The 19541-nt window shown below is 44.0% G+C and carries 14 protein-coding genes and 1 pseudogene; 8 read left to right on the plus strand and 7 right to left on the minus strand.

Annotated features, from left to right (window positions below; translation table 11 throughout):
- Positions 1 to 254: 254 nt before the first annotated feature.
- Complete coding sequence (locus QUB16_RS28885; protein ID WP_333321497.1) at positions 255 to 5768, minus strand: AAA family ATPase; 5514 nt, start codon at positions 5766 to 5768, stop codon at positions 255 to 257.
- Between the two features lie 1067 nt (positions 5769 to 6835).
- On the opposite strand from QUB16_RS28885, the gene bchB reads away from it, so the two are divergent.
- Positions 6836 to 8362, plus strand: coding sequence for a ferredoxin:protochlorophyllide reductase (ATP-dependent) subunit B (gene bchB, locus QUB16_RS28890; RefSeq protein ID WP_333321498.1), 1527 nt, complete (start codon positions 6836 to 6838; stop codon positions 8360 to 8362).
- A gap of 94 nt (positions 8363 to 8456) precedes the next feature.
- Here bchB and QUB16_RS28895 read toward each other — a convergent pair whose 3' ends face one another.
- On the minus strand, positions 8457 to 9575 hold the full coding sequence (locus QUB16_RS28895; RefSeq protein WP_333321500.1) for an endonuclease NucS domain-containing protein: 1119 nt from the start codon (positions 9573 to 9575) through the stop codon (positions 8457 to 8459).
- A 176-nt stretch (positions 9576 to 9751) separates the two neighbouring features.
- Between QUB16_RS28895 and QUB16_RS28900 the strand changes: the two genes are divergently transcribed.
- On the plus strand, positions 9752 to 10042 hold the full coding sequence (locus QUB16_RS28900; protein ID WP_333180649.1) for a DUF1778 domain-containing protein: 291 nt from the start codon (positions 9752 to 9754) through the stop codon (positions 10040 to 10042).
- Positions 10043 to 10045: 3 nt separating this feature from the next.
- Entirely contained in the window at positions 10046 to 10552 is a 507-nt protein-coding gene (locus QUB16_RS28905; RefSeq protein WP_333211645.1) for a GNAT family N-acetyltransferase, read from the plus strand.
- Positions 10553 to 10667: 115 nt separating this feature from the next.
- Here QUB16_RS28905 and QUB16_RS28910 read toward each other — a convergent pair whose 3' ends face one another.
- Positions 10668 to 10925 carry a hypothetical protein gene (locus QUB16_RS28910; protein ID WP_333321510.1) on the minus strand — a complete coding sequence of 86 codons (258 nt, stop codon included), beginning with the start codon at positions 10923 to 10925 and terminating at the stop codon, positions 10668 to 10670.
- A gap of 140 nt (positions 10926 to 11065) precedes the next feature.
- On the opposite strand from QUB16_RS28910, the gene QUB16_RS28915 reads away from it, so the two are divergent.
- From QUB16_RS28915 to QUB16_RS28925, 3 genes are all read left to right on the plus strand, one after another.
- Positions 11066 to 11287: a helix-turn-helix domain-containing protein gene (locus QUB16_RS28915; protein ID WP_332944252.1), complete on the plus strand. Its 222-nt coding sequence runs from the start codon at positions 11066 to 11068 to the stop codon at positions 11285 to 11287.
- A 70-nt stretch (positions 11288 to 11357) separates the two neighbouring features.
- Complete coding sequence (locus QUB16_RS28920) at positions 11358 to 11513, plus strand: ribbon-helix-helix domain-containing protein (protein ID WP_333321501.1); 156 nt, start codon at positions 11358 to 11360, stop codon at positions 11511 to 11513.
- 477 nt (positions 11514 to 11990) lie between these two features.
- Positions 11991 to 12449, plus strand: coding sequence for a hypothetical protein (locus QUB16_RS28925; RefSeq protein WP_333321502.1), 459 nt, complete (start codon positions 11991 to 11993; stop codon positions 12447 to 12449).
- A gap of 254 nt (positions 12450 to 12703) precedes the next feature.
- Here the strand turns inward: QUB16_RS28925 and QUB16_RS28930 are convergent.
- The 3 genes and pseudogenes from QUB16_RS28930 to QUB16_RS28940 all read right to left on the minus strand — a co-directional run.
- Positions 12704 to 12838 (minus strand): annotated as a pseudogene (locus QUB16_RS28930) (Mo-dependent nitrogenase C-terminal domain-containing protein); the annotation flags it as partial.
- Positions 12839 to 12962: 124 nt separating this feature from the next.
- Positions 12963 to 13799, minus strand: coding sequence for an SGNH/GDSL hydrolase family protein (locus QUB16_RS28935; RefSeq protein WP_333321504.1), 837 nt, complete (start codon positions 13797 to 13799; stop codon positions 12963 to 12965).
- A 562-nt stretch (positions 13800 to 14361) separates the two neighbouring features.
- Positions 14362 to 14739, minus strand: coding sequence for a Mo-dependent nitrogenase C-terminal domain-containing protein (locus tag QUB16_RS28940; RefSeq protein ID WP_333321505.1), 378 nt, complete (start codon positions 14737 to 14739; stop codon positions 14362 to 14364).
- Between the two features lie 469 nt (positions 14740 to 15208).
- Between QUB16_RS28940 and QUB16_RS28945 the strand changes: the two genes are divergently transcribed.
- On the plus strand, positions 15209 to 15799 hold the full coding sequence (locus QUB16_RS28945) for a rhomboid family intramembrane serine protease (RefSeq protein ID WP_333321506.1): 591 nt from the start codon (positions 15209 to 15211) through the stop codon (positions 15797 to 15799).
- 122 nt (positions 15800 to 15921) lie between these two features.
- Here the strand turns inward: QUB16_RS28945 and QUB16_RS28950 are convergent, their stop codons facing one another.
- Entirely contained in the window at positions 15922 to 18810 is a 2889-nt protein-coding gene (locus QUB16_RS28950; RefSeq protein ID WP_445251177.1) for a PAS domain S-box protein, read from the minus strand.
- A 51-nt stretch (positions 18811 to 18861) separates the two neighbouring features.
- On the opposite strand from QUB16_RS28950, the gene QUB16_RS28955 reads away from it, so the two are divergent.
- Positions 18862 to 19056 carry a hypothetical protein gene (locus tag QUB16_RS28955; RefSeq protein WP_333321509.1) on the plus strand — a complete coding sequence of 65 codons (195 nt, stop codon included), beginning with the start codon at positions 18862 to 18864 and terminating at the stop codon, positions 19054 to 19056.
- Positions 19057 to 19541: the final 485 nt, after the last annotated feature.

Raw genomic sequence — 19541 nt, forward strand, 5'->3', positions numbered from 1 at the left:
GTCCCGCCCGTCCTTTTTGGACGGGCGGGACGCCCATCCCACTTTCAAGAGTGGAAGTTATTTAATTCTCATTCCTAACTTATTTTATAAATTCCTGCAACAGCGATGCCCACTCAGCTTCGCAGAATCGTCAACAATCACGAACGGCGCAAGCGGATTTACGCAAATAAAGAGAGGTAGAGACGTTGATTCTTCCATTTTCCCTGAAACATCATTACTCTTTCAGCAATGCTGTGGGTTGATGGTGGCGCAAATTACAAAACTTGCTTGGGGGCGATCGGAATTTCAATAATAAACTCGCTCCCCTCTCCGGGTGCAGAAACGCAAGTCAATTTTCCGCCATGAGAACTCACAACAATCGAGTGAGAAATAGACAATCCCAAACCAGTTCCCGAACCCACGGGCTTAGTTGTAAAAAATGGATCGAATATCTTGTGCAGCACCTCAGTGCTCATCCCCGGCCCGCTGTCGGCAATTCTAATTATGGCAGAATTCCTGTCTGTCACCTCTGTAGAAATTGTAATCGTAGGCTGTTGATGAGAGTTTTCCGGGCAATCTCTTGCTACGAGGAGAGCATCGATCGCATTTGTCAAAATATTCATAAACACCTGATTCAACTGAGACGCATAACAAGTAATTAGGGGTAGCGTGCTGTAATTTTTAATCACCTCAATTCCCAAACGCCCGCCCTCTTTTCTCAGGCGCGGTTGCAGCAACATCACCGTACTGTCGATGCCTTGATGGATATCTACCGACTTCATTTGCGCTTCGTCGAGGCGCGAGAAATTCCGCAAGCTTAGCACAATATCCCGGATTCTTTCCGCACCTACTTTCATGGAATCCAGCAGCTTTTGCAAATCCTCGCTCAAGAATTCCAGCTCAATTGTTTCTATTTCTTCGAGAATTTCCTCAGCAGGCTCTGGATAGTGCTGCTGGTAAAGCTCAATCAATTTTAGCAAGTCTTTAACGTATTCACTAGCCGGATTGAGATTGCCGTAGATGAAACTTACAGGATTATTAATTTCGTGAGCTACACCAGCGACCATTTGCCCCAAACTAGACATCTTTTCCGTTTGGATTAATTGAGCTTGAGTTAGTTTAAGTTCGCGCAAAGTTTGTTCTAAGCGCTCGTTCTTTTCATTTAACTCCTGCGTCCGCTCTTGCACTTTCTGTTCCACCGAATTGTAAAGTAGAGCATTTTCCAAAGAAATAGCAACTTGGGAAGAAAGCAACCTTAAAACTTCCAATCTGTGGGGAGTAAATGCTCCGACAGTCAAATTGTTTTCTAAATAAAGAATCCCGATCAGTTTCCCTTGATTGATGATTGGAGTACACAAAATAGATTGCAGTTTGTGTTTAGCGATGTAAGGATCGGCTGTGAATAGTCCCTCAGCCGCCGCATTGCTCAACACCAAATCCGAGCGAGTCCTTTCCACATAATTAATCACCGTCACAGGTAAATCGTGATAGTCTGCAACAGGCGTAAATTGCAGCACAGCTACATCTTCAGCAAATACTGAGGCTTTAGCTGAAATCAACAGTTGACCATCTCTGACTAAAATCAGAAAACCTAATTGGGCACCCGCATTTTCTAAGGAAATTCTTATCAAAGAAGCCAGCAACTTATCGAGGACAATTTCGCTAGAAATCGCCAGAGATGCTTTCATTACCGTTGCCAAATCCAGCACTCTCGCATCGCTGCCAGTAGAAGTATGAATAGTTGTGGTAGTTTGATTGTTGTTAAAACTTCCGTTGATAGGCGTCATTTCCCGCAACTGCGGATACTTCTGTTCTAAATCTTCTACTTTGCGAACTGCACCCCAGCGCAAGTAGCACGAGTGAGCTTCGCGCAAGTGGATTTTGGCATATTGATACTTGCCTTTACTCAACCAAAACTTAGCTGCTAGTTCATTAGCTAGCGCTTCATTTTGGACAAACTCATTGTCTTGGGCTAAATTTATAGAGAAATCGTAAAGTTCTACAGCTTCTGAATCTTTCTTGGAAATTCTGGCTATTTCTGCTTGTACTAAAAGGTACTTGTGCAGAAAATTTTCGGCACAGTTGTCTGCCCAAATTTTCATCTGTTTTTGGTTGGCATCTAACTTTTCCAAGTATTCCTTTTGCTTGTCTTCTGAAACATTTGGGAAAACGGCGGCTAAAGTTAGAGAAAAGAAAAAATTCCATTCGGTAGCGGGTATGGCTCCGGTAATAAAAGATAGCTGTTTTTCTACTTCAAAAGCTAGTTGTAGCGCTTCGTTGAAGTTGCCGTACCAGTACATTACCTGGCATTTGCGAATCTGATAAAGGCACAGCGAGTACAAATTTTGATGAGCTTGGCAGTTGTGTACATATTCAGCTTCGCTGATATCTTCGCTTTCAAATACAAACTTTTCAGGAGTTAGTTTGCTCAAGTTACGCAGGATTAACTCTACCCCTAATAATATATCGGTTACGAGCTGATTTTTGGTTTTTTGGCTGAATTGCAAATACCTGCTCGTGTCGGCTAGAATTTGCGAGATTTCTTTACCTTGAAAAAATGAGTTCGCTATGCGGTTGGACAGGATATAACCCGCATACTCTAAATCTCCTGATTCTAAAGCTGCTTGATATCCTTCATTGCTGATTGCGTGGGAATCTTTGATGTGATTGAACCAGTAATAAAAAATACTGACCAAGGATGAACAAGCTCTGCACTTCAAGCCGATATTGCCAGATTTTTCGCTGAGATTCAGCGAGAGCAAGCCGAATTGATACGCAGCTTTGTAATCTCCCGAAACTGCGTTTAAGAACATACCGTAGCCAGCATAGCAAAGAGAGGCTTCGGGTACTAAACCGTATTGTAGAGAAAGATTGACTCCTTTTAAAACGCTGACTTTCCACAAGTCGGGATTTTTGAGGTACGCCGATGTCAGCAAGTTTGTAATTAATTTGACTGCAACTTTTTTGTCGGGTACAGTCATTTCGGGGGCGTCAATCAGGGAAGCTATTTCTCTACCTGCTAAAATATTTGTGGCGGCTGCAAATTCTTCGGAGATGACTTTTTGTAGCCCGTCTAGGGGCAAGTCAATGCCTAGTAAGTCCAAAGCTTTGATTCCGGCTTTAACGGCTTCTTCGTACTTCGCCCGCAGGGTGTACTGCACGATCAGCAGGTTGTAAATTTCTACCTTTTCTAAGGGCGATCGCGCTTTTTCCAGAGTTATATTAATAAATTCTTCAGACTTCTCAAAAAAACCGTTTAAATACTCAACATTGGCCCGCTCCATGTGCAAGGCAAAGGCTAAATCGTAGTGGGCATCCCAAATATCGGCGCTCAAACCGTCCATCCCTGCGGTTAAATACTGCAAGGCAGCAACATAAGCAGTGGCATCTTTGGCTCTGCGGGCCGCGTCTAAATTCAGCGTTGCCAGTTCAATTAATTCTCGATCGTCTTTAATTAGCGATCGAGCTACATTCAAGTGATCGACTAATTCAAAGATTCTGTCAGCGCGATATTCAGCCGGAGTGTTTTCTAGGATTTGCCTGCCTATTTTCAGGTGAACTGCCTTTTTTTGCGAGTCGTCGATCAGAGCGTAAGCGGCTTGCTGTACGCGATCGTGCAAAAATTTATAATTCAGAATTAATAGCGGAAACAGCACGTAATCTAATGACTTGCTTTCCAATTCCGAAGTTGGCAGAATCAGTCCCGACTTAATCGCGGGCAACAGGTGAGAAAAAGTTTCCGAGGCTTCTTTTTCATTAATTAAAGAAAGAGTATTCAAGTCAAATTCATTGCCCAAACACGCCACCAAACGCAAAACTTGCTGCGTTGAACTTGGCAGTTTTCTCAATTTTTGTACCATCAAATCTACTACATTGTCAGTGATAGCGCACTGCTCAATTTGAGTCATATCCCAATGCCAGCCGCCCTTGCTCCCCGACTGTGGCGGGTGAAAAACTAGCAAGTTTTCCTGATACAATGTTTGCAGGAATTGATTGACAAAAAAAGGATTGCCGTCGGTTTTGCTAATTACCAATTCAGCTAACGGTTTGACAGATTCGCGATCGCTGTGCAAAGTCTCCGCAATCAAATGAGTGATGTTTTCCACCCCCAGCGGCGACAAAGCAATCTGATTAATGATAGCTTCCTGATTTCGCAGCGTCTCCAAAGTCATCATTAAAGGATGAGTAGGACTAACTTCATTATCCCGATAAGCACCAATTAAAAACAGATATTGCGTAGCTTCATCTGTCATCATCAATTCGATCAATTTGAGAGTAGCAGAATCAGCCCACTGCAAATCGTCGAGAAAAATGACCAGCGGATGTTCTGGCTGGCAAAATACGCGAATGAAATTTTGAAATACTAAATTAAAGCGGTTCAAAGATTCCGTCGGCCCCAATTCAGCTACTGGAGACTGAGCTCCCACAATTAGTTCAACTTCGGGAATGACATCAATAATAATTTGCCCGTTTTGACCGAAGGAAGTGCGGAGTTTTTCGCGCCAAACTGCTAATTGAGCTTCGCTTTCAGTTAACAGTTGCCGCACCAATTCCGAAAAAGCGCTGACAACGGCAGAGTAAGGAATAGTCCGCTTGTACTGGTCAAACTTTCCCCAAATAAAATATCCACGTCTGCGGGTAATAGGTTTGTCTAAAATCTTCACCATTGCAGATTTGCCAATGCCGGAATAACCGGCAATCAGCATCATCTCGCTGCGGGATTTATGTTGTCCTCTCGCCAGGACTGACAAGGGAATTTCTTTTTTCGATTTGAACTCTTTTTTGATGACAGAAATTTGAGAATCGTCGGTGCGGTAGCCTCGATTATTTGTTGCTGCTACCCGTTCAAATGCCGCTAAAAGAGTTTCAACTTCTCGCTGTCTGCCGTAAAGTTTTTGAGGTATTTGAAATTTGTCGGAAATATCTTGGCGACCCAGAGTAAAATCGGAAACAAACCCAGATGTTTGCCACTGAAACAGGCAGGATTCCAAATCGGCTTTTAGTCCCCAAGCACTTTGATAGCGCTCCTCAGCGGTTTTTGCTAACAATTTCATCACAATATCTGAAACAGCTTTAGGAATTTCTGGGGCTATTTCAGCGAGAGGTACTGGCTGTTTGGCGATGTGACAGTGAACTAACTCCATAGGATCTGTAGTGGCAAAAGGGAGTTGTCCTGCCAGGATTTCATAGAAGGTCACGCCGAGGGAATAAAAGTCGGTGCGATAATCGACTACCCGGTTCATTCTGCCGGTTTGTTCGGGCGACATATAGGCTAAAGTGCCTTCTAAAAAATTGGGATTTTTACTGGGAATATTTTCCAGGTTGGATGCTAGGGAAATGCTAAAGTCTATTAGTTTCACTTGTCCTGTAGCAGGATTAAAAACTATATTAGAGGGATTTATATCTTTATGAATTACATTTTTACCGTGAATTTCTCCCAAAGTTTCAGCAACTTTGATGGCAGTAGTCAGAAATCCTAAAAGGGTAAATTTTTGGGAGCCCATAAATATTTTTAAAGATTCCCCGCCAAAATCTTCTAAGATCATTGCCAGACTATTTCTAACCTGTTGCAACTTATACACTTTCACAACTCCGTCCAACAGGCTTAAGTTGGCAGTGATCTCATATTCGCGTTTGTATCTATTCAGTTCTTCAGGAGTCGGATAGTCTTCTTTGATAAGTTTGATAATAACAGGTTGGTTGTTCTGCTCGTTGTGGCCGCGGTAAACCAGGGAAGTGCTGCTTTCATAAATGAGAGCGAGAACTGCAACGCCGGGAATTGCCATCATAGTTGGGTTCTCTCAAATTAGGTGTGCTTGGTCAATGTTACAGGACTGACGCGCGGCGGGCTAGAAACCGGGTTTCTTCGTTGCTAGTCGTTGACAAACCCAAGATTTTTTCGTGTAAATCGGGTTTCTTTTCGTAAATCCTATGTTATTCCTCATTATCGCTCAAGAGCTATCTTTTGGGATGTGTGGGAAAGCAGGCCTTGACAGGAATGAGCTACTGCTGACAAAAGCACGCTGGGGCTTTCGTCACCTCAGCAGTTAGGTAAACAAAATCACAAATACAGGATTTGTGCAAGGATTTACTTTAATGCTCGATCGCCATGTTGACAACTAAATCATCTCCGATTCTAAGCAATCGCTTGACTTTAGTGGAGCGTCACCACATCTCGTGAAAATACGCAAGTGCTGAAAGATTTATTTTTTCCGGCGATCGAGCACGAATTTGGGGTGCTTCAAAACAACGGCCGATGCAAATCTTAACTATAATTCGCTACCAAGGCGCGGAGGGAGTTAAGTGTTGCTTCGGAAGCTGCAAGTTCCTTCAGTTCTATCTATTTTGACCGATCGATTAACAATACTAACTGACCGAAAGCATCCAGGATACCCGCCACGTGATTCATCCGTCCAGAAATAAAAAACCTGTATCCGATAAACAAACCCCCGAATTTATCTCGCGCAAGTCAATGCTTCAATTCTTTAATCTAAAATCTAAAATCTAAAATCTAAAATCGATTGACCGTTTGAGCAGAGTAAATTTGACAAGAAATGCAGAATTATTGCACCTTGTCTGGTGCACGGCAGCGAACCCTACATTAATCAAATTTGCCTAACTCTTAAGAAAATTTTAGGAAAGATTAAGAATTATTGCCATAAAACCAAGGTAAAGTTGTTTGAATTGCCAGTCAAATCCCAATCAGGCAAAGCGTTTGAGCATTTCCTAAATCTGTAAATTCTCAGAAAGTTAGTATTTCTCAAGGATTCATCCGGTGAGAAAATCAGAAACAACCTTAAAATTTAGCAGTAATCGCCCGATCGGGCAATTCTCAACCAGCACCAGGAAAAAAACTATGAAATTGGCTTATTGGATGTACGCAGGCCCAGCCCACATCGGCACTTTGCGCGTCGCCACTTCCTTCAAAAACGTCCATGCAATCATGCACGCACCCATTGGAGACGACTATTTCAACGTCATGCGTTCCATGCTGGAGAGGGAACGGGATTTCACCCCGGTAACTACCAGCGTCGTTGACAGACACGTACTGGCGCGGGGTTCGCAGGAACGGGTGGTGGACAACATCACCCGCAAAGACAGAGAAGAGCACCCAGATTTAATCGTGCTCACCCCGACTTGCACCTCCAGCATTCTGCAAGAAGACTTGGAAAACTTCGTGGAACGAGCTCAATTGGATGCCAAAGGCGATGTATTGCTGGCGGATGTTAACCATTATCGGGTAAACGAACTCCAAGCAGCCGATCGCACTTTGGATCAAATCGTCCAATTTTACATTAACAAAGCCCGCAAAAAAGGCGATTTAGTAGAAGCCAAAAGCGAAAAACCATCTGTCAACATTATCGGTATGTCTACGCTGGGTTTCCACAACCAGCACGACTGCACCGAGTTGAAGCGTTTGATGGCAGATTTGGGCATAGAAGTCAACGAAGTTATTCCCGAAGGTGCTTCGGTTCATAACTTAAAAAGACTGCCGCGCGCTTGGTTTAACTTGGTTCCTTATCGGGAATTGGGGATGATGGCCGGGGAGTATTTGCAAAAAGAATTCGGCACCCCGATGGTCGATATTACGCCGATGGGTGTGGTAGAAACTGCGCGCTGTATCCGCAAGATTCAGCAAGTTTTGAATGCTCAAGGTGCGGATGTTAATTACGAAGATTTTATTGACCAACAAACGCGGTTTGTGTCGCAGGCTGCTTGGTTTTCGCGATCGATCGACTGCCAAAACTTAACGGGCAAAAAAGCCGTCGTATTTGGCGATAATACGCACGCTGCGGCGATGACGAAGATTTTGGCTCGCGAGATGGGAATCCACGTTGTGTGGGCAGGAACCTACTGCAAACACGACGCTGACTGGTTCCGGGAACAGGTAAGCGAGTATTGCGATGAAGTGCTGGTGACGGACGATCACGGAGCGATCGGGGATGCGATCGCCAAAGCGGAACCTTCGGCAATTTTCGGTACCCAAATGGAACGCCACGTAGGTAAGCGGTTGGATATTCCCTGCGGCGTAATTGCTGCACCGATTCACGTCCAAAATTTCCCGATCGGCTACAAGCCATTTTTGGGTTACGAAGGTACAAATCAGTGCGTAGATTTGGTCTACAATTCCTTTACTTTGGGAATGGAAGACCACTTGCTGGAAATCTTCGGCGGCCACGATACCAAGGAAGTGATTACCAAGGGTATTTCGGCTGATTCTGATATGGGTTGGACGAAGGATGGACAGGCTGAGTTGAATAAAATCCCTGGTTTTGTCCGGGGTAAGGTGAAACGGAATACTGAGAAGTTCGCGCGCGATCGGGGGATTGATAAGATTACCGTTGAGGTGCTGTACGCAGCGAAGGAATCTGTCGGCGCTTAATTAATTGTAGGGTGCGTCGCTATGAGATTTTCGATTTAGTTCGGAGATTTTCAAGAGCGACGCACCCTACGGTATCTGACTAATCTTAGTAAACTTAAAATCTTTGCAACCAGTTTTCTAAAGCTAAGTCTATCAAAATTTCTAATTGTGTAGATTGGTTTGTTACCTTTGCCGGGTTTATAAACTTTTCAAAATCTTGAAACTTATAAACACTCGACACCCCTCTTTTACCTTGAGGGATATAGCCTACGAAGATCACATTCTGCAATTCATCAGCCAGGATTTGCATTCTGCCCAGAGGTGGCCTGTAACTTACTGATTGTTTATCAGGGATAGGTAGATTTAAGTAAAGTCCCGGATAATTTGATGAATCAGCCTGATACATTTTTGAGGAACTACTATGACGAATTTCTGCACAAATTTTGGTTATACCACGACCGTACTTAACAACACCACTAGCAGTTATTTCTTGAATTTTTTCATGAAAACAAAGAATATGCTCTCTGATTTTAAGAACTTTTCCCTGATGTTCAGCAGTGCATTCTGCCATAATGTTATACAATGCTTTGGGTGGTTCCGGTAAATTGGCAGCTATATCCCAAACATCTTGTTGACTGTGTTGAAACTCTGTACTAAAAACTTGACCTGTATTTATATTAGTAAATTTTACTAAAAAGTTATCTTCCTCTTGAATTACATCAAATTTAAATAATTCAAAAGATAGTTGGCTGTACTTTATATCTATTAAGTTTTGTTTATGAAAGCTAGGTGCAATAGCGATCAACCTAATAGGTTTGATATAATCTATTTCCCGATCGTATGGTTTAAACTGAATCAAATTACTATAATAACGAGTTAATTGCTGAATAAGACCTTTATCTGCCTCGTTTTTTAGCTCTTGCACTACTAACTGTTTACTTTCATCTACTGCCAAAATATCACAAACTTCTCCGTTAACCGTATGTTGACGGTTCAAAGGTGTTAGTCCAAACAAACAATCCAAGTTATCATACACAAAATCTTCCAAGGCTTTTTCACTTCCAAATCCCCATTTGTTTCCTGATTTTTTCAGTATAGTGTTAATAGCAGGAGTTCTAATTGACTTTCCGTGTAACGACCGCTGCCTAGATTTAATTCTCAACTGTTGTTCGCGACGCTTAGCTTTTTCTAGCAAATCATCGGCTTGCATTATTCTTTGAAATGGCTTAGTCATATTAAGTTGATTAATTTAATAAATATAAACTTTACGATATCACAATAGAGGAATTCTGTCAATCAATACTTTCTAGCTTTTATCATAAACGCTTGCCTTTTCAAACAGAGCGCGATCGCCCATCTTAAAAATTGCTATAATATCAAATGAGCCAACCTTGCTCTCAGTGAAAAAATATGTCAACCCCTACACAAACTCCCCAAACAAGCACCCTTGAGATAACTATCAATCAGGAACAAAAAGAACTGTTAGAAAAAGCAGCTACCCTGTGGGGTCTTAGTCTGAGCGAATATCTGCTCGAAGTTGCTCTAAATCTAGCCGAAGAACTGCCACTTAAACCAGAAAAGATCGTTCTTTCCGAACCCAATTGGGAAATTGTTACCTCAGCGATTGAAAACCCACCAGAACTTAACTCTAAGCTGAAAGCAGCGATCGAGAGGTATCGGCAAAAATACGATCGCAAATAAATAATGGAATGGATTTTTTGCTCAATAGATGATAGCCGGGTGATTCGGGAGAATTTTGATTGCGGTGTGCCGGAGTTAAATCAGTATCTCAAAAAATATGCCCGACAAAATCAAAGAAAAGGGATTGCTAAAACTTGGGTGGCAATTCCTCAAGACGGTGACGGTCAAGTAGCAGGTTATTATTCAATAAGTATGGCTGCATTACAACTAGAGTTACTTCCTGAAAATTACAGAAGAGGGTTGCCGCGCTACCCCCTTCCAGTCATGCGGATCGGAAAACTGGCAGTAACTCAATCAATGCAGGGTAGAAGACTAGGTGAGACACTGCTAGTCGATGCTTTTAACAGAGTGATTCGTTTGTCAGAAGATATAGGAGTATTGGGAGTGATAGTTGACGCATTGAACGAACAAGCTAAGGGATTTTATTTGCAATACGAGTTCATTGCCTTAGAAGGCGATGAACTTTCACTTTTTATTCCCATGACTAGGATATTAGAAGCTTTTACATAGGTAAAAGACAAAAGTTGGTCTTAGCTTAGAAAAGGCGATCGCCCTTCTCAAACCAGCGGGCGATTCCCTTCGGGATAGCTTCGCTTCACGCACGCTTATCAACTCGCAACCAAAATTAATCGATCGGATCGAAAACTAGAGTCAATCGAGCACCGGGAAGCAGTTGTTTGAGAACTCGCAAGTGACCCTCTGCATCTGACCAACTGCGAAAGCGACCCACAACGACCCTTTGCAGATTCGGAAGCAAACGAACCACGATCCACGGTTTGAGACGTTTTTCATACCGCATAATAGATGTATCTCCTTTGTAAATTGGAGCCATAGCCAGTCCTGAGCCCTCGGAAAGCGTCGGACTGGCTTTTGACTTTTGCATACTTAGTTTAATCCAAATAAAGCAGTTTGACAACCGCTGCGGTCTATTATGCAACTGTAACAGTCTATACAGCAAAAAATTTGGCATACAAGGTGCTAGCATCTGCCTTGCAAAGGTTGTGCTATACGAGCAGTTAAACAGTGATCCGGTGGAGATTAGCAGTTGTCATGGCCGATCGGAATATCAGTAACAAGGAACTGGCTGTCCTAACGGGCATGAATCCCAGGTCTATTTCTCGACTCAAAACTCGCCGTTACCTCACCAGAATAGACGCAGCAACGTTAAACGTTCTCTGCAAATCACTCAATTGCAAGCCCGGAGACTTAATGGATTACGAGGAGGACAGTCCCGATCGAGCCTGAAATTTGAGGGGATAAGCAAGCCCACAGTTTTGATATGATTGGGGTCGTTAGCAAAAAGCAAATATTGACAGTGAGCAAGCGCGTTCACATCACACTCCCCTACTACATCTATGAATCCTTAGAACTGTGGGCCGATCGGCAAGGTAGACCCACAGCTAGTTTGATCGCTTTTATCGTTGAAACAGCCGTTTTGGAAGCGAAAAAAAAGGGAGATATAACCTTCTGAACCGGAAAAGCCCAAAAGCGACACGTAAACAGTTCCCTCGTGGGTTGCGGGTGCGTGTCGCCCGATCGCACTTATCAAAATTAATGAAAACTAGCATCCGCGGCCGCAGTTGGCGCACCATATTTAAAATAATTCTCTGCTTTGTCCTCGCGATCACCTGTTAGTGCATAAGTCCTCTCAGCAATCGAAAGTGCCAGTTATTTAATTGTCCGCCGGCTAGTCAGTTGCAGAGAAACTCACAAAAAAATATCATTCTCAGTAACCAGCCTTCGACTATACATTCAATCCTATTGTGGGGCGGGCTTCTAGCCTGCCCCTAAAAGCTTATTGAGAATAGTGCCATCTCTCAGGGGAAACGGAAATTGCATCCCAGAATTTCCTCCTTGAGGCCAATGGTGAAAACTGTACTGTTCGATCGCCCTCATCAATCCAACTTACCTAGATTAGACGCATCAACATATTTTAAACGAATGACTTATGAACTTCACAGCAAGACTCACACAAACCAGCTTACTCGGTTTAATGCTATTTGCCAGCAATCCAGCGGCAACCTTGGCTTTAGGACAATCGAACACAAGCACTGCACCAACAGCGTCTCGCACTCAGTCTCCGATTGAAACCATACAAATAGCTAATGTATCCACTCCCCAAAAACTCGTGAGGGATTTTTGTGCTCGCAAAAGACAAAAAGTGGAAAACTATTTTGAGACCAGCAACTTTCGGATTTATCTGTGCTACAACCACGCCAATCAACTATATTACTACGGCGTTAAAAAGAGTAACGGCAGCACGATCGCCCTGCGTGCTCGAACTGAAGAGGGGACTGGTTACGTGGCCACAAATGGCGCCTACGATTACATTGTTACAGGAGCTAGCCTTAGTATTTATAACAAAGGCAAACGCATTCTCGAACAACGAGTGATTCGCTCCCTTTAGTATTTAAATGCGATCGGGCTTTCAAGCCCCGACTTCTTCAAAAAGCCGGGTATCTAACAGAATATCTGGCTTTTCTGCTGAGGCAGACGAAAGTTTGTGTAATTTAACCTCGAACTCAAATGACGGGCGCTTCGCCACATTTGAGTTTGAGGTTAACAGGTTTCAACCGCCGAATAATCTCAAAATAAAAAAACCCTCCCCAACAAGGAGAAGGGAGAGTGAAAAGACAGTGAGAAATTTAAGTTTTTGCAGAATTAACAATAAGGAGTTACATCTTCGCCACACTCGTCAGCCAAATAACACAAAGCTCGAAAGCGCAGCCCAACCACTTGCTCGTAAAGCGGATTTAACTTGCACAGTGGCGGAATGGAAAATAAAGTGCGATCGCCCACGAGAGAAATTTCTACAAGATCAGATGAACCACTATTGCTCTCATGCAAAAAATCATGTCAACCTCTACTCCAAGGCAGCCTCCCGGTATTGTGGCGATCGCCCGGAAAGCCTTAAAATGGTTTACCGAAGCGTCCCCAATTCAGATTTAATCATGCCGCTCTCCTGCACGATCGCGGATGCTGCTTCCCCCAAAATCCTGTGTGCGGCAGTCGTCGGATGAATGCCGTCCCAAAACAAAAATCGATCGGGACTACCACAAACACCTCCACCCGATAAACACGCACTCGTCACATTAGTCAAGCCATATTTAGCCGGGTTTGCGATCGCTTGGCGATAAAGCGCATTAGCATCCAGAGTCGCAATTTTTAAGTCAGGATGCTGTTGACTTAATACCTTAACCGTTCGCCTCAAACCCTGATTGTGTGCTTGTGTTAATGCAGTGAGCCTTGCCGAATTAATGCCTGTTCGCGTCGCCGGTAACTGCCCCAAATCTGGTAAATTTGCCAGCAGGATATTTTTGGCACCCACATCAGCAAGAGACGCGATCGCCCTCCCCACATTTTCAACGGGAAGATTCGCATTATTTACCCCCTGCAAATAGTCATTCGCACCCGCCCACAGTACATACAGCGCATGAGGATTTGCCTGTTTTTGGGATTTAGTCCATGACTGAACTTGAGCTAACAAACCAGGGACAAGGCTATTGCGATCGCTCCCCGTTGTTGCACCTCCATAGGCCAAATTAGTGACTCGTTCAGGAGGCAACTTTAGGCGATCGGCAAGATATTCTACCCAAACTTTACCATTCGAGTAGCGCCCTTGAAAGTAAGTCGAACGAGGCGGATATTGACCCCCGCTCGATCGAAACACCATTCCCATATCCGAAAGGCTGTCCCCAAATACATATAGTTGATTGACAGCCTCAGAACTTTGAGCTGATAGGATGAGTGCAACCATAAAGGATAAAAGCGCAATAATTACTGCAAAAAACGTTTTTTTCAACACTTGGTATTAGTTATATCCTTGAAGGTTTTTATAATTTGTACCGTTCTTTACCGAGTTCGTGAGTTTGAATTTGAGTCTTAGTGATATTATTGATTGAAATCGCTTAAATATTTGCATCAATTACTAATATATCAATTTTGTAAAAAATGTGGGGAGTAAACCTGAACTTTAATTGTGGGTTGGCCCACTCCACTGCTCAACCTACATAGATTGATGATGTCCTTGACACTTTTCTAATGGTATCTAGCTCATAGCGCTGTGGAGGTGACAAAACCGTACATCTTTTGGGAGATTACCCAATAAAGTTACGCAAGAGACGAACCACGAAAACCTCCCAAACAACTACCCTTGAGGTAAAAATCCATAAAAAAAGAATGGATTTAAAGCTGATTTACTCGACGATCGAGAAATTGAGCGCACTTTTTATCCCGGAAAGCGTGCACAAAACAAAAACCCTCCCCAACAAGGAGAAGGGAGGGTGAAATGACAGTGAGAAACTTAAGTTTTTGCAGAATTAACAATAAGGAGTCACATCCTCGCCACACTCGTCAGCCAAATAACACAAAGCTCGAAAGCGCAGCCCAACCACTTGCTCGTAAAGCGGATTTAACTTGCACAGCGGCGGAATGGATAATAAAGTGCGATCGCCAATTTTGACTTCTCGCTCAAACGGACACTGGCTGGGAATATACTTACACAGAAACCGAGCCAACTTTTGACTTTTAATTGCAGTGTTATCAAGCCATTGTTTTAGCGGATGCAAGGGGTCAAAGTGTGGCTTTTGACCGTAAGGTTGAGAATTTGTAGCGACATTAACGGCGGTTTCTGGTTTGCCAAATCCTACCCAATGTGGCAGAGTTCGGTAGGAGACTGTATGCTCAAATACGTTCATTTTGCTCTCTTCCTCTTTTATAACGAGGTGCCAAGAACTCTCTGTAGAGCTTGTGCGATATTATCTACAATCAGTATCTACAGCATCTCGTTTTGCTTTACCGGATTGAACTTCTTAAATTAATGACTTAGGGCGAGAAAAGTAGTTCCTGATTTTTTTAAAGACGGTGTGCGCTCTAAAAAGTGTCCTCATTTCCAGCCCAACAATTGATTGAGAGGGTAAAAATTCTGTCTTCTACCTTTTAGCTTCAACCTTCGGTTGAGTCTCCTTTTGTAGTTCAATTACAATTGTGACGCATCGAAGAGAATTATCCCATACGTGAAAATGCGGAATTTTTAATAAAACTTATAATATTTCTAAATAAGCTCTGCTGCAAAAAACCCTGAAACCTCGACCCAACAATCTTTGCTCGCGATCGCTCAGAAACTTCTACAATGAGAAATAATCGGTATCACCGCCCTCACCACCCATGAGCAACCCAGAAACCAAAGCTATCGCCCGCGAATTGCAAAGCCACGCCGCCATTCTCGGCGGCTTCGTCTCCCTCCTCTGGATTATCGAAATTGTCGATGTATTCCTGTTCCGAGGCAGGCTGAATGCTTACGGAGTCCGCCCCCGCAGCCTCGACGGACTTCAAGGCATCCTGTTGATGCCTTTTCTGCATGGCAGTTTTGCTCACTTAGCCGCCAATACCCTCCCTTTTGTGACATTGGGTTGGTTGATAATGCTGCGAGAAATTAGCGACTTTTTTATCGTGAGTGCCGTCACTGTGCTAGTCAGCGGATTCGGAGTTTGGCTGACTGGCGCGCCCTATTCCGTTCACATTGGTGCCAGCGGATTAATCTTTGGTTACTTCGGTTTCTTGCTGCTGCGGGGCTATTTTGAACGCAGTTTTACATCTATTTTGTTATCTTTAATTGTCGGTTTCTTCTACGGCAGTTTAATTTGGGGAGTTTTGCCCTCGCAGCCGGGAGTTTCCTGGCAAGCGCATTTCTTTGGCTTTGTCGGCGGCGTATTAACAGCTCAACTTTTAGGCCGGCAGAAACGGCGAATTAACTAGAATAACACTGAGGCTGCATCCTATCATCACCTTGGTTTATTGCTCATAAATTATCTAAAATCGTAGGTTTTTTGTCAATAAACCTGGTTTCTTGTCTAACAATTGCGTCCCGGATAGCAAGACTAACTGCTGACCAATAATTCAACGCGGGCCGGCAAGCACACAGTAAAAACCGAACCGCAACCTAACTCGCTTTCAACGTGCATATCGCCACCCATCATCACGCAAAAGTGACGGCTAATAGTCAATCCCAAACCCGTGCCGCCATACTTGCGCGTAGTTGATGCGTCGCCCTGCATAAATGCTTGAAATAAATGCTGCAATTTTTCGGGGGGAATCCCAATGCCCGTATCAGCTACGCGAAAAATTATTGAGTCGGAAGGTTCTGCTATTTCTTGAGTGGTTAAGCTGTCATGTTTAACTCTTTCCATGCAGAGGCTAATAGTACCCTGTTCCGTAAATTTGGCTGCATTGCTCAGCAGGTTGAGCAATATTTGACGAGTTTTGGTAATGTCAGCATACATCATTCCCAAGTCGTCAGCACAATAAACTTCAAACTTATTAGAATTTTTATCTACCAAGGGTTTGACAGTAGAAACTACCTCGTCAATTAAATTAACCGGGTTGAAAGTTTCTAAGTAAAGTTCCATCCGACCCGCTTCAATCTTAGAAATATCTAGAATGTCGCTAATTAAAGATAGCAAGTGTTTGCCCGCTGTTTGAATTTTTTGCAAGTCGGGGATAAAATCTTCGCAGCCTAAATCCTCGGCGTCTTCTTTGAGCATATCGCTGTAACCAATAATCGCGTTGAGGGGAGTTCGCAATTCGTGGCTCATATTAGCTAAAAAGGCGCTTTTGGCTTGGTTTGCAGCTTGAGCGGTTTGAGCTACCTTTTGGAATTCTTCTGCTAATTTGCGCTGGGTAATATCTTCGGCAATACCGACGATGCGGTAAATTTCTCCGGTTTGGTTGCGGACTGGAAAAGCCCGATCGCGCACCCAGCAAACTGAACCGTCCGAGCGCACTACCCGATACTCCTCATCATAATCGCCCCGCACCTGTTTCTCAAAACCAGCCTTGACGCGATCGAGATCCTCCGGGTGAATAGCATCCCAAAAAGCCTCCGGTTCTGACTGCAAACTCTGACAGCTCAAATTCCATATTTTTTCGCAAGCAGGACTCACATAAACTAGCTGCTTTTGATTGGGTTCTCTAATCCAAAATACCTCATGAATATTTTCTGCCAACTGGCGAAACCGCTCCTCGCTAGCCCGCAACTTCTCCACAGCACTGTGAAATTCAGTCACATCCTGAATCAGCGATGCCACCCCAATGATGCTGCCGTCACTATCAACCAAAGTCGTATTGTACCACTCGCACAGAATTATTTTGCCGTCTTTTCTGATGTTCTCGTTAAGGCTGGTAACTCCTCCTGTATTAGTCAGCAAAGTTATAGATAGTTGCCTGACATACTCCTTAGCACTTTCAGGAACTATGAGATCGACTCCGTGGCGTCCCATTGCTTCCAAGCGGTTGTATCCAAAAATTCTTTCGGCTGACAAATTCCATTCCGCTACTTCAAAGTTTAGATCCCATTCAATCGCTCCCAAAGGAGTTTGGTGAAGATGGAGAGCCAGTTTTCGCTGCGAGTTTTTCAGAGAAATAATTAATTCATTTTTGTCGGCGATCGCAGATTGTACCCGATCTGCGAGAGTAGTAAACGACTCTTCCAATTGAGCGGCCATCATATTAAAAGAGCGAGCCAGGACACCCACCTCATCCTCCCGATCTACAGACGCCATCAACCGGGAATCTACCACAATCCCGCCCCATTCTCCCCGGGACAAAGCCTCCGCAGCCTTGCTCAGACGCCGAATCGGTACAACAATCCACCTAGAAGTCAGAGCGCCAATGGCCGTTGCCAGCACCAAAGCACCCAGACACATCACCACAGTATACCGAGTGTTGGCATGAATCCTTTCCATAAAATCGGCTTCAGGAACCGTCACCACAATCAACCAGTCGAGGCCCCTGCTGTCTAAAAGCGGCGTCACCTGTAGAAATTGCCGTTGACCGTCGATCGTAAAATCTAACTGGCGAGCTCTGTCAATTTTGTGCAAATCTCCGAAGTGTTCTGTCAAATAGCGGGCGGTCGATCGAATGAGAACATTCTTGCTGCTCGTGGCCACAATCCGTTTCGCAACACCATTGCTAACAATAAATGGCGGTTCAGGAGTAGAATTGGCCACCAATTGCCCCGACCTTTCTACAATAAAAGTCTGTCCTGATTTCCCAATTTTTAGAGTTTCCAAGAATTGATTGAGCTTGGCAAGGGCCAAGTCCGAACCCAGGATGCCAATCAGTTTACCATCATCGCCATAAACAGGTTGAGCAGCCGTAATCGCTAGTTTGGGAGCGCCAAAAAAATTATAGATTTTACTCCAAGTCGGTTTGCCTGCGCGCACCGGAGCTATGTACCAAGGTCGGACGCGGGGGTCGTAGTTGAGAGTAGTTTTTAATAGCTTGGTTGGTTCCTCGAACTCGGACAGCGCGTAGCTATGCAAGTTATAGCCAGTAGATGGATTAGAAATCTGAACTTGCAACTTGCCGTCGTCGAGGCGTTCAACTCCAATAAAATCTTTTTCTTCGGATGCGAATTGAATGTAGCTAATTTTATCAAAAATTTTGATTTGTTTGTAGAAGTAGCGTTGCAAACTCTCACTATCCTGCAGGTTCACAATGCCGAGACGGATGGCATCGAGATTGAGCTGATTGATTTGGTGTGGCGTTTCAATATAACTATTAATATGTTGCTGGATACGCGATGTGACTTCTGCCCGCAGTTGTGCGGCAACATCGTTGACGGCTATGCGCCCGTTCCGCAGCGACAGCCACCCCGTCAACCCTACCGCCGCGAAAGTCTGGAGGGCAAAAGGCACAACAAGGACGATGCGAATTGGCACTTTGCCTGACATTTTTAAAATTTGGTCGGTCAAATATCTGATTGGCATGATGAAGCAGAAATATTACGAACCCACAACATTTCGGTAAAGTACAGCCTGATGAGCGCCGGTTTTGAAGTTGAGATGGTTTTAGTAGGCCAAGTGCTGTTAAGAGTTCGGAATCTGCCGCTGGCAACTGAATTTTTAACGACTGCCACCGCCATCTTAGCGCGATCGAGAGCTTTGGGAACATTGGCGATCGAGATGAATGCAGTATCCATCCGGGACTCACTCTACACGCTCATCCTATTATAGAGTTGAGATTAAAGAATTAAAGAAGTGGGAAATACTGATTCTGTAAGGGGTTAGAATTTGTCGGCTGTTGCATTTTTTTTGGGAACTGGTATCTCAAACCAGGTTTTTTTAGCGTGTCGGCGGGCTGCAACCAACTATTTTTATGAAAAAACCCCGGTGGATAGCCACCCGTGCGTCCAGCACTAACTATTTTTCCACTCCTGACGCGCGCTAATCAAACAAACCGAGTTTTTGGTTGACTCATGCCTGAAATGAGGTATTTTGGAGTTTAAACCCGCTTGCTGCGTCAGTTCTATTTGACCCATAGCGCTATCCAAAGTTTTGACACTCTCCGGCGTGAACGCACGGAGATTCTTTAATCTACGAACCGACTTGCTGAGACAGGATTTCTGAGCGTCAAAGTAGAGGTATTAAACTCAGCGAGACTGTCACCAGTCTCGCTGGTCTTCAAAACCGTGCATGAGACTTTCACCTCACACGGCTCC

This window comes from Microcoleus sp. D3_18a_C4 (assembly GCF_036702415.1).
GTDB lineage: Bacteria > Cyanobacteriota > Cyanobacteriia > Cyanobacteriales > Microcoleaceae > Microcoleus.

Excerpts from the sequence above, each read along its gene's own strand:
- QUB16_RS28905 (WP_333211645.1), top strand. The coding sequence starts at position 10,046 with ATGGAATGGATTTTTTGCTCAATAGATGATAGCCGGGTGATTCGGGAG.
- QUB16_RS28895 (WP_333321500.1), bottom strand. The coding sequence starts at position 9,575 with ATGACTAAGCCATTTCAAAGAATAATGCAAGCCGATGATTTGCTAGAA.
- QUB16_RS28950 (WP_445251177.1), bottom strand. The coding sequence starts at position 18,810 with ATGCCAATCAGATATTTGACCGACCAAATTTTAAAAATGTCAGGCAAA.
- bchB (WP_333321498.1), top strand. The coding sequence starts at position 6,836 with ATGAAATTGGCTTATTGGATGTACGCAGGCCCAGCCCACATCGGCACT.
- QUB16_RS28910 (WP_333321510.1), bottom strand. The coding sequence starts at position 10,925 with ATGCAAAAGTCAAAAGCCAGTCCGACGCTTTCCGAGGGCTCAGGACTG.
- QUB16_RS28955 (WP_333321509.1), top strand. The coding sequence starts at position 18,862 with ATGAGCGCCGGTTTTGAAGTTGAGATGGTTTTAGTAGGCCAAGTGCTG.
- QUB16_RS28885 (WP_333321497.1), bottom strand. The coding sequence starts at position 5,768 with ATGATGGCAATTCCCGGCGTTGCAGTTCTCGCTCTCATTTATGAAAGC.
- QUB16_RS28900 (WP_333180649.1), top strand. The coding sequence starts at position 9,752 with ATGTCAACCCCTACACAAACTCCCCAAACAAGCACCCTTGAGATAACT.
- QUB16_RS28925 (WP_333321502.1), top strand. The coding sequence starts at position 11,991 with ATGAACTTCACAGCAAGACTCACACAAACCAGCTTACTCGGTTTAATG.
- QUB16_RS28945 (WP_333321506.1), top strand. The coding sequence starts at position 15,209 with ATGAGCAACCCAGAAACCAAAGCTATCGCCCGCGAATTGCAAAGCCAC.
- QUB16_RS28935 (WP_333321504.1), bottom strand. The coding sequence starts at position 13,799 with ATGGTTGCACTCATCCTATCAGCTCAAAGTTCTGAGGCTGTCAATCAA.
- QUB16_RS28940 (WP_333321505.1), bottom strand. The coding sequence starts at position 14,739 with ATGAACGTATTTGAGCATACAGTCTCCTACCGAACTCTGCCACATTGG.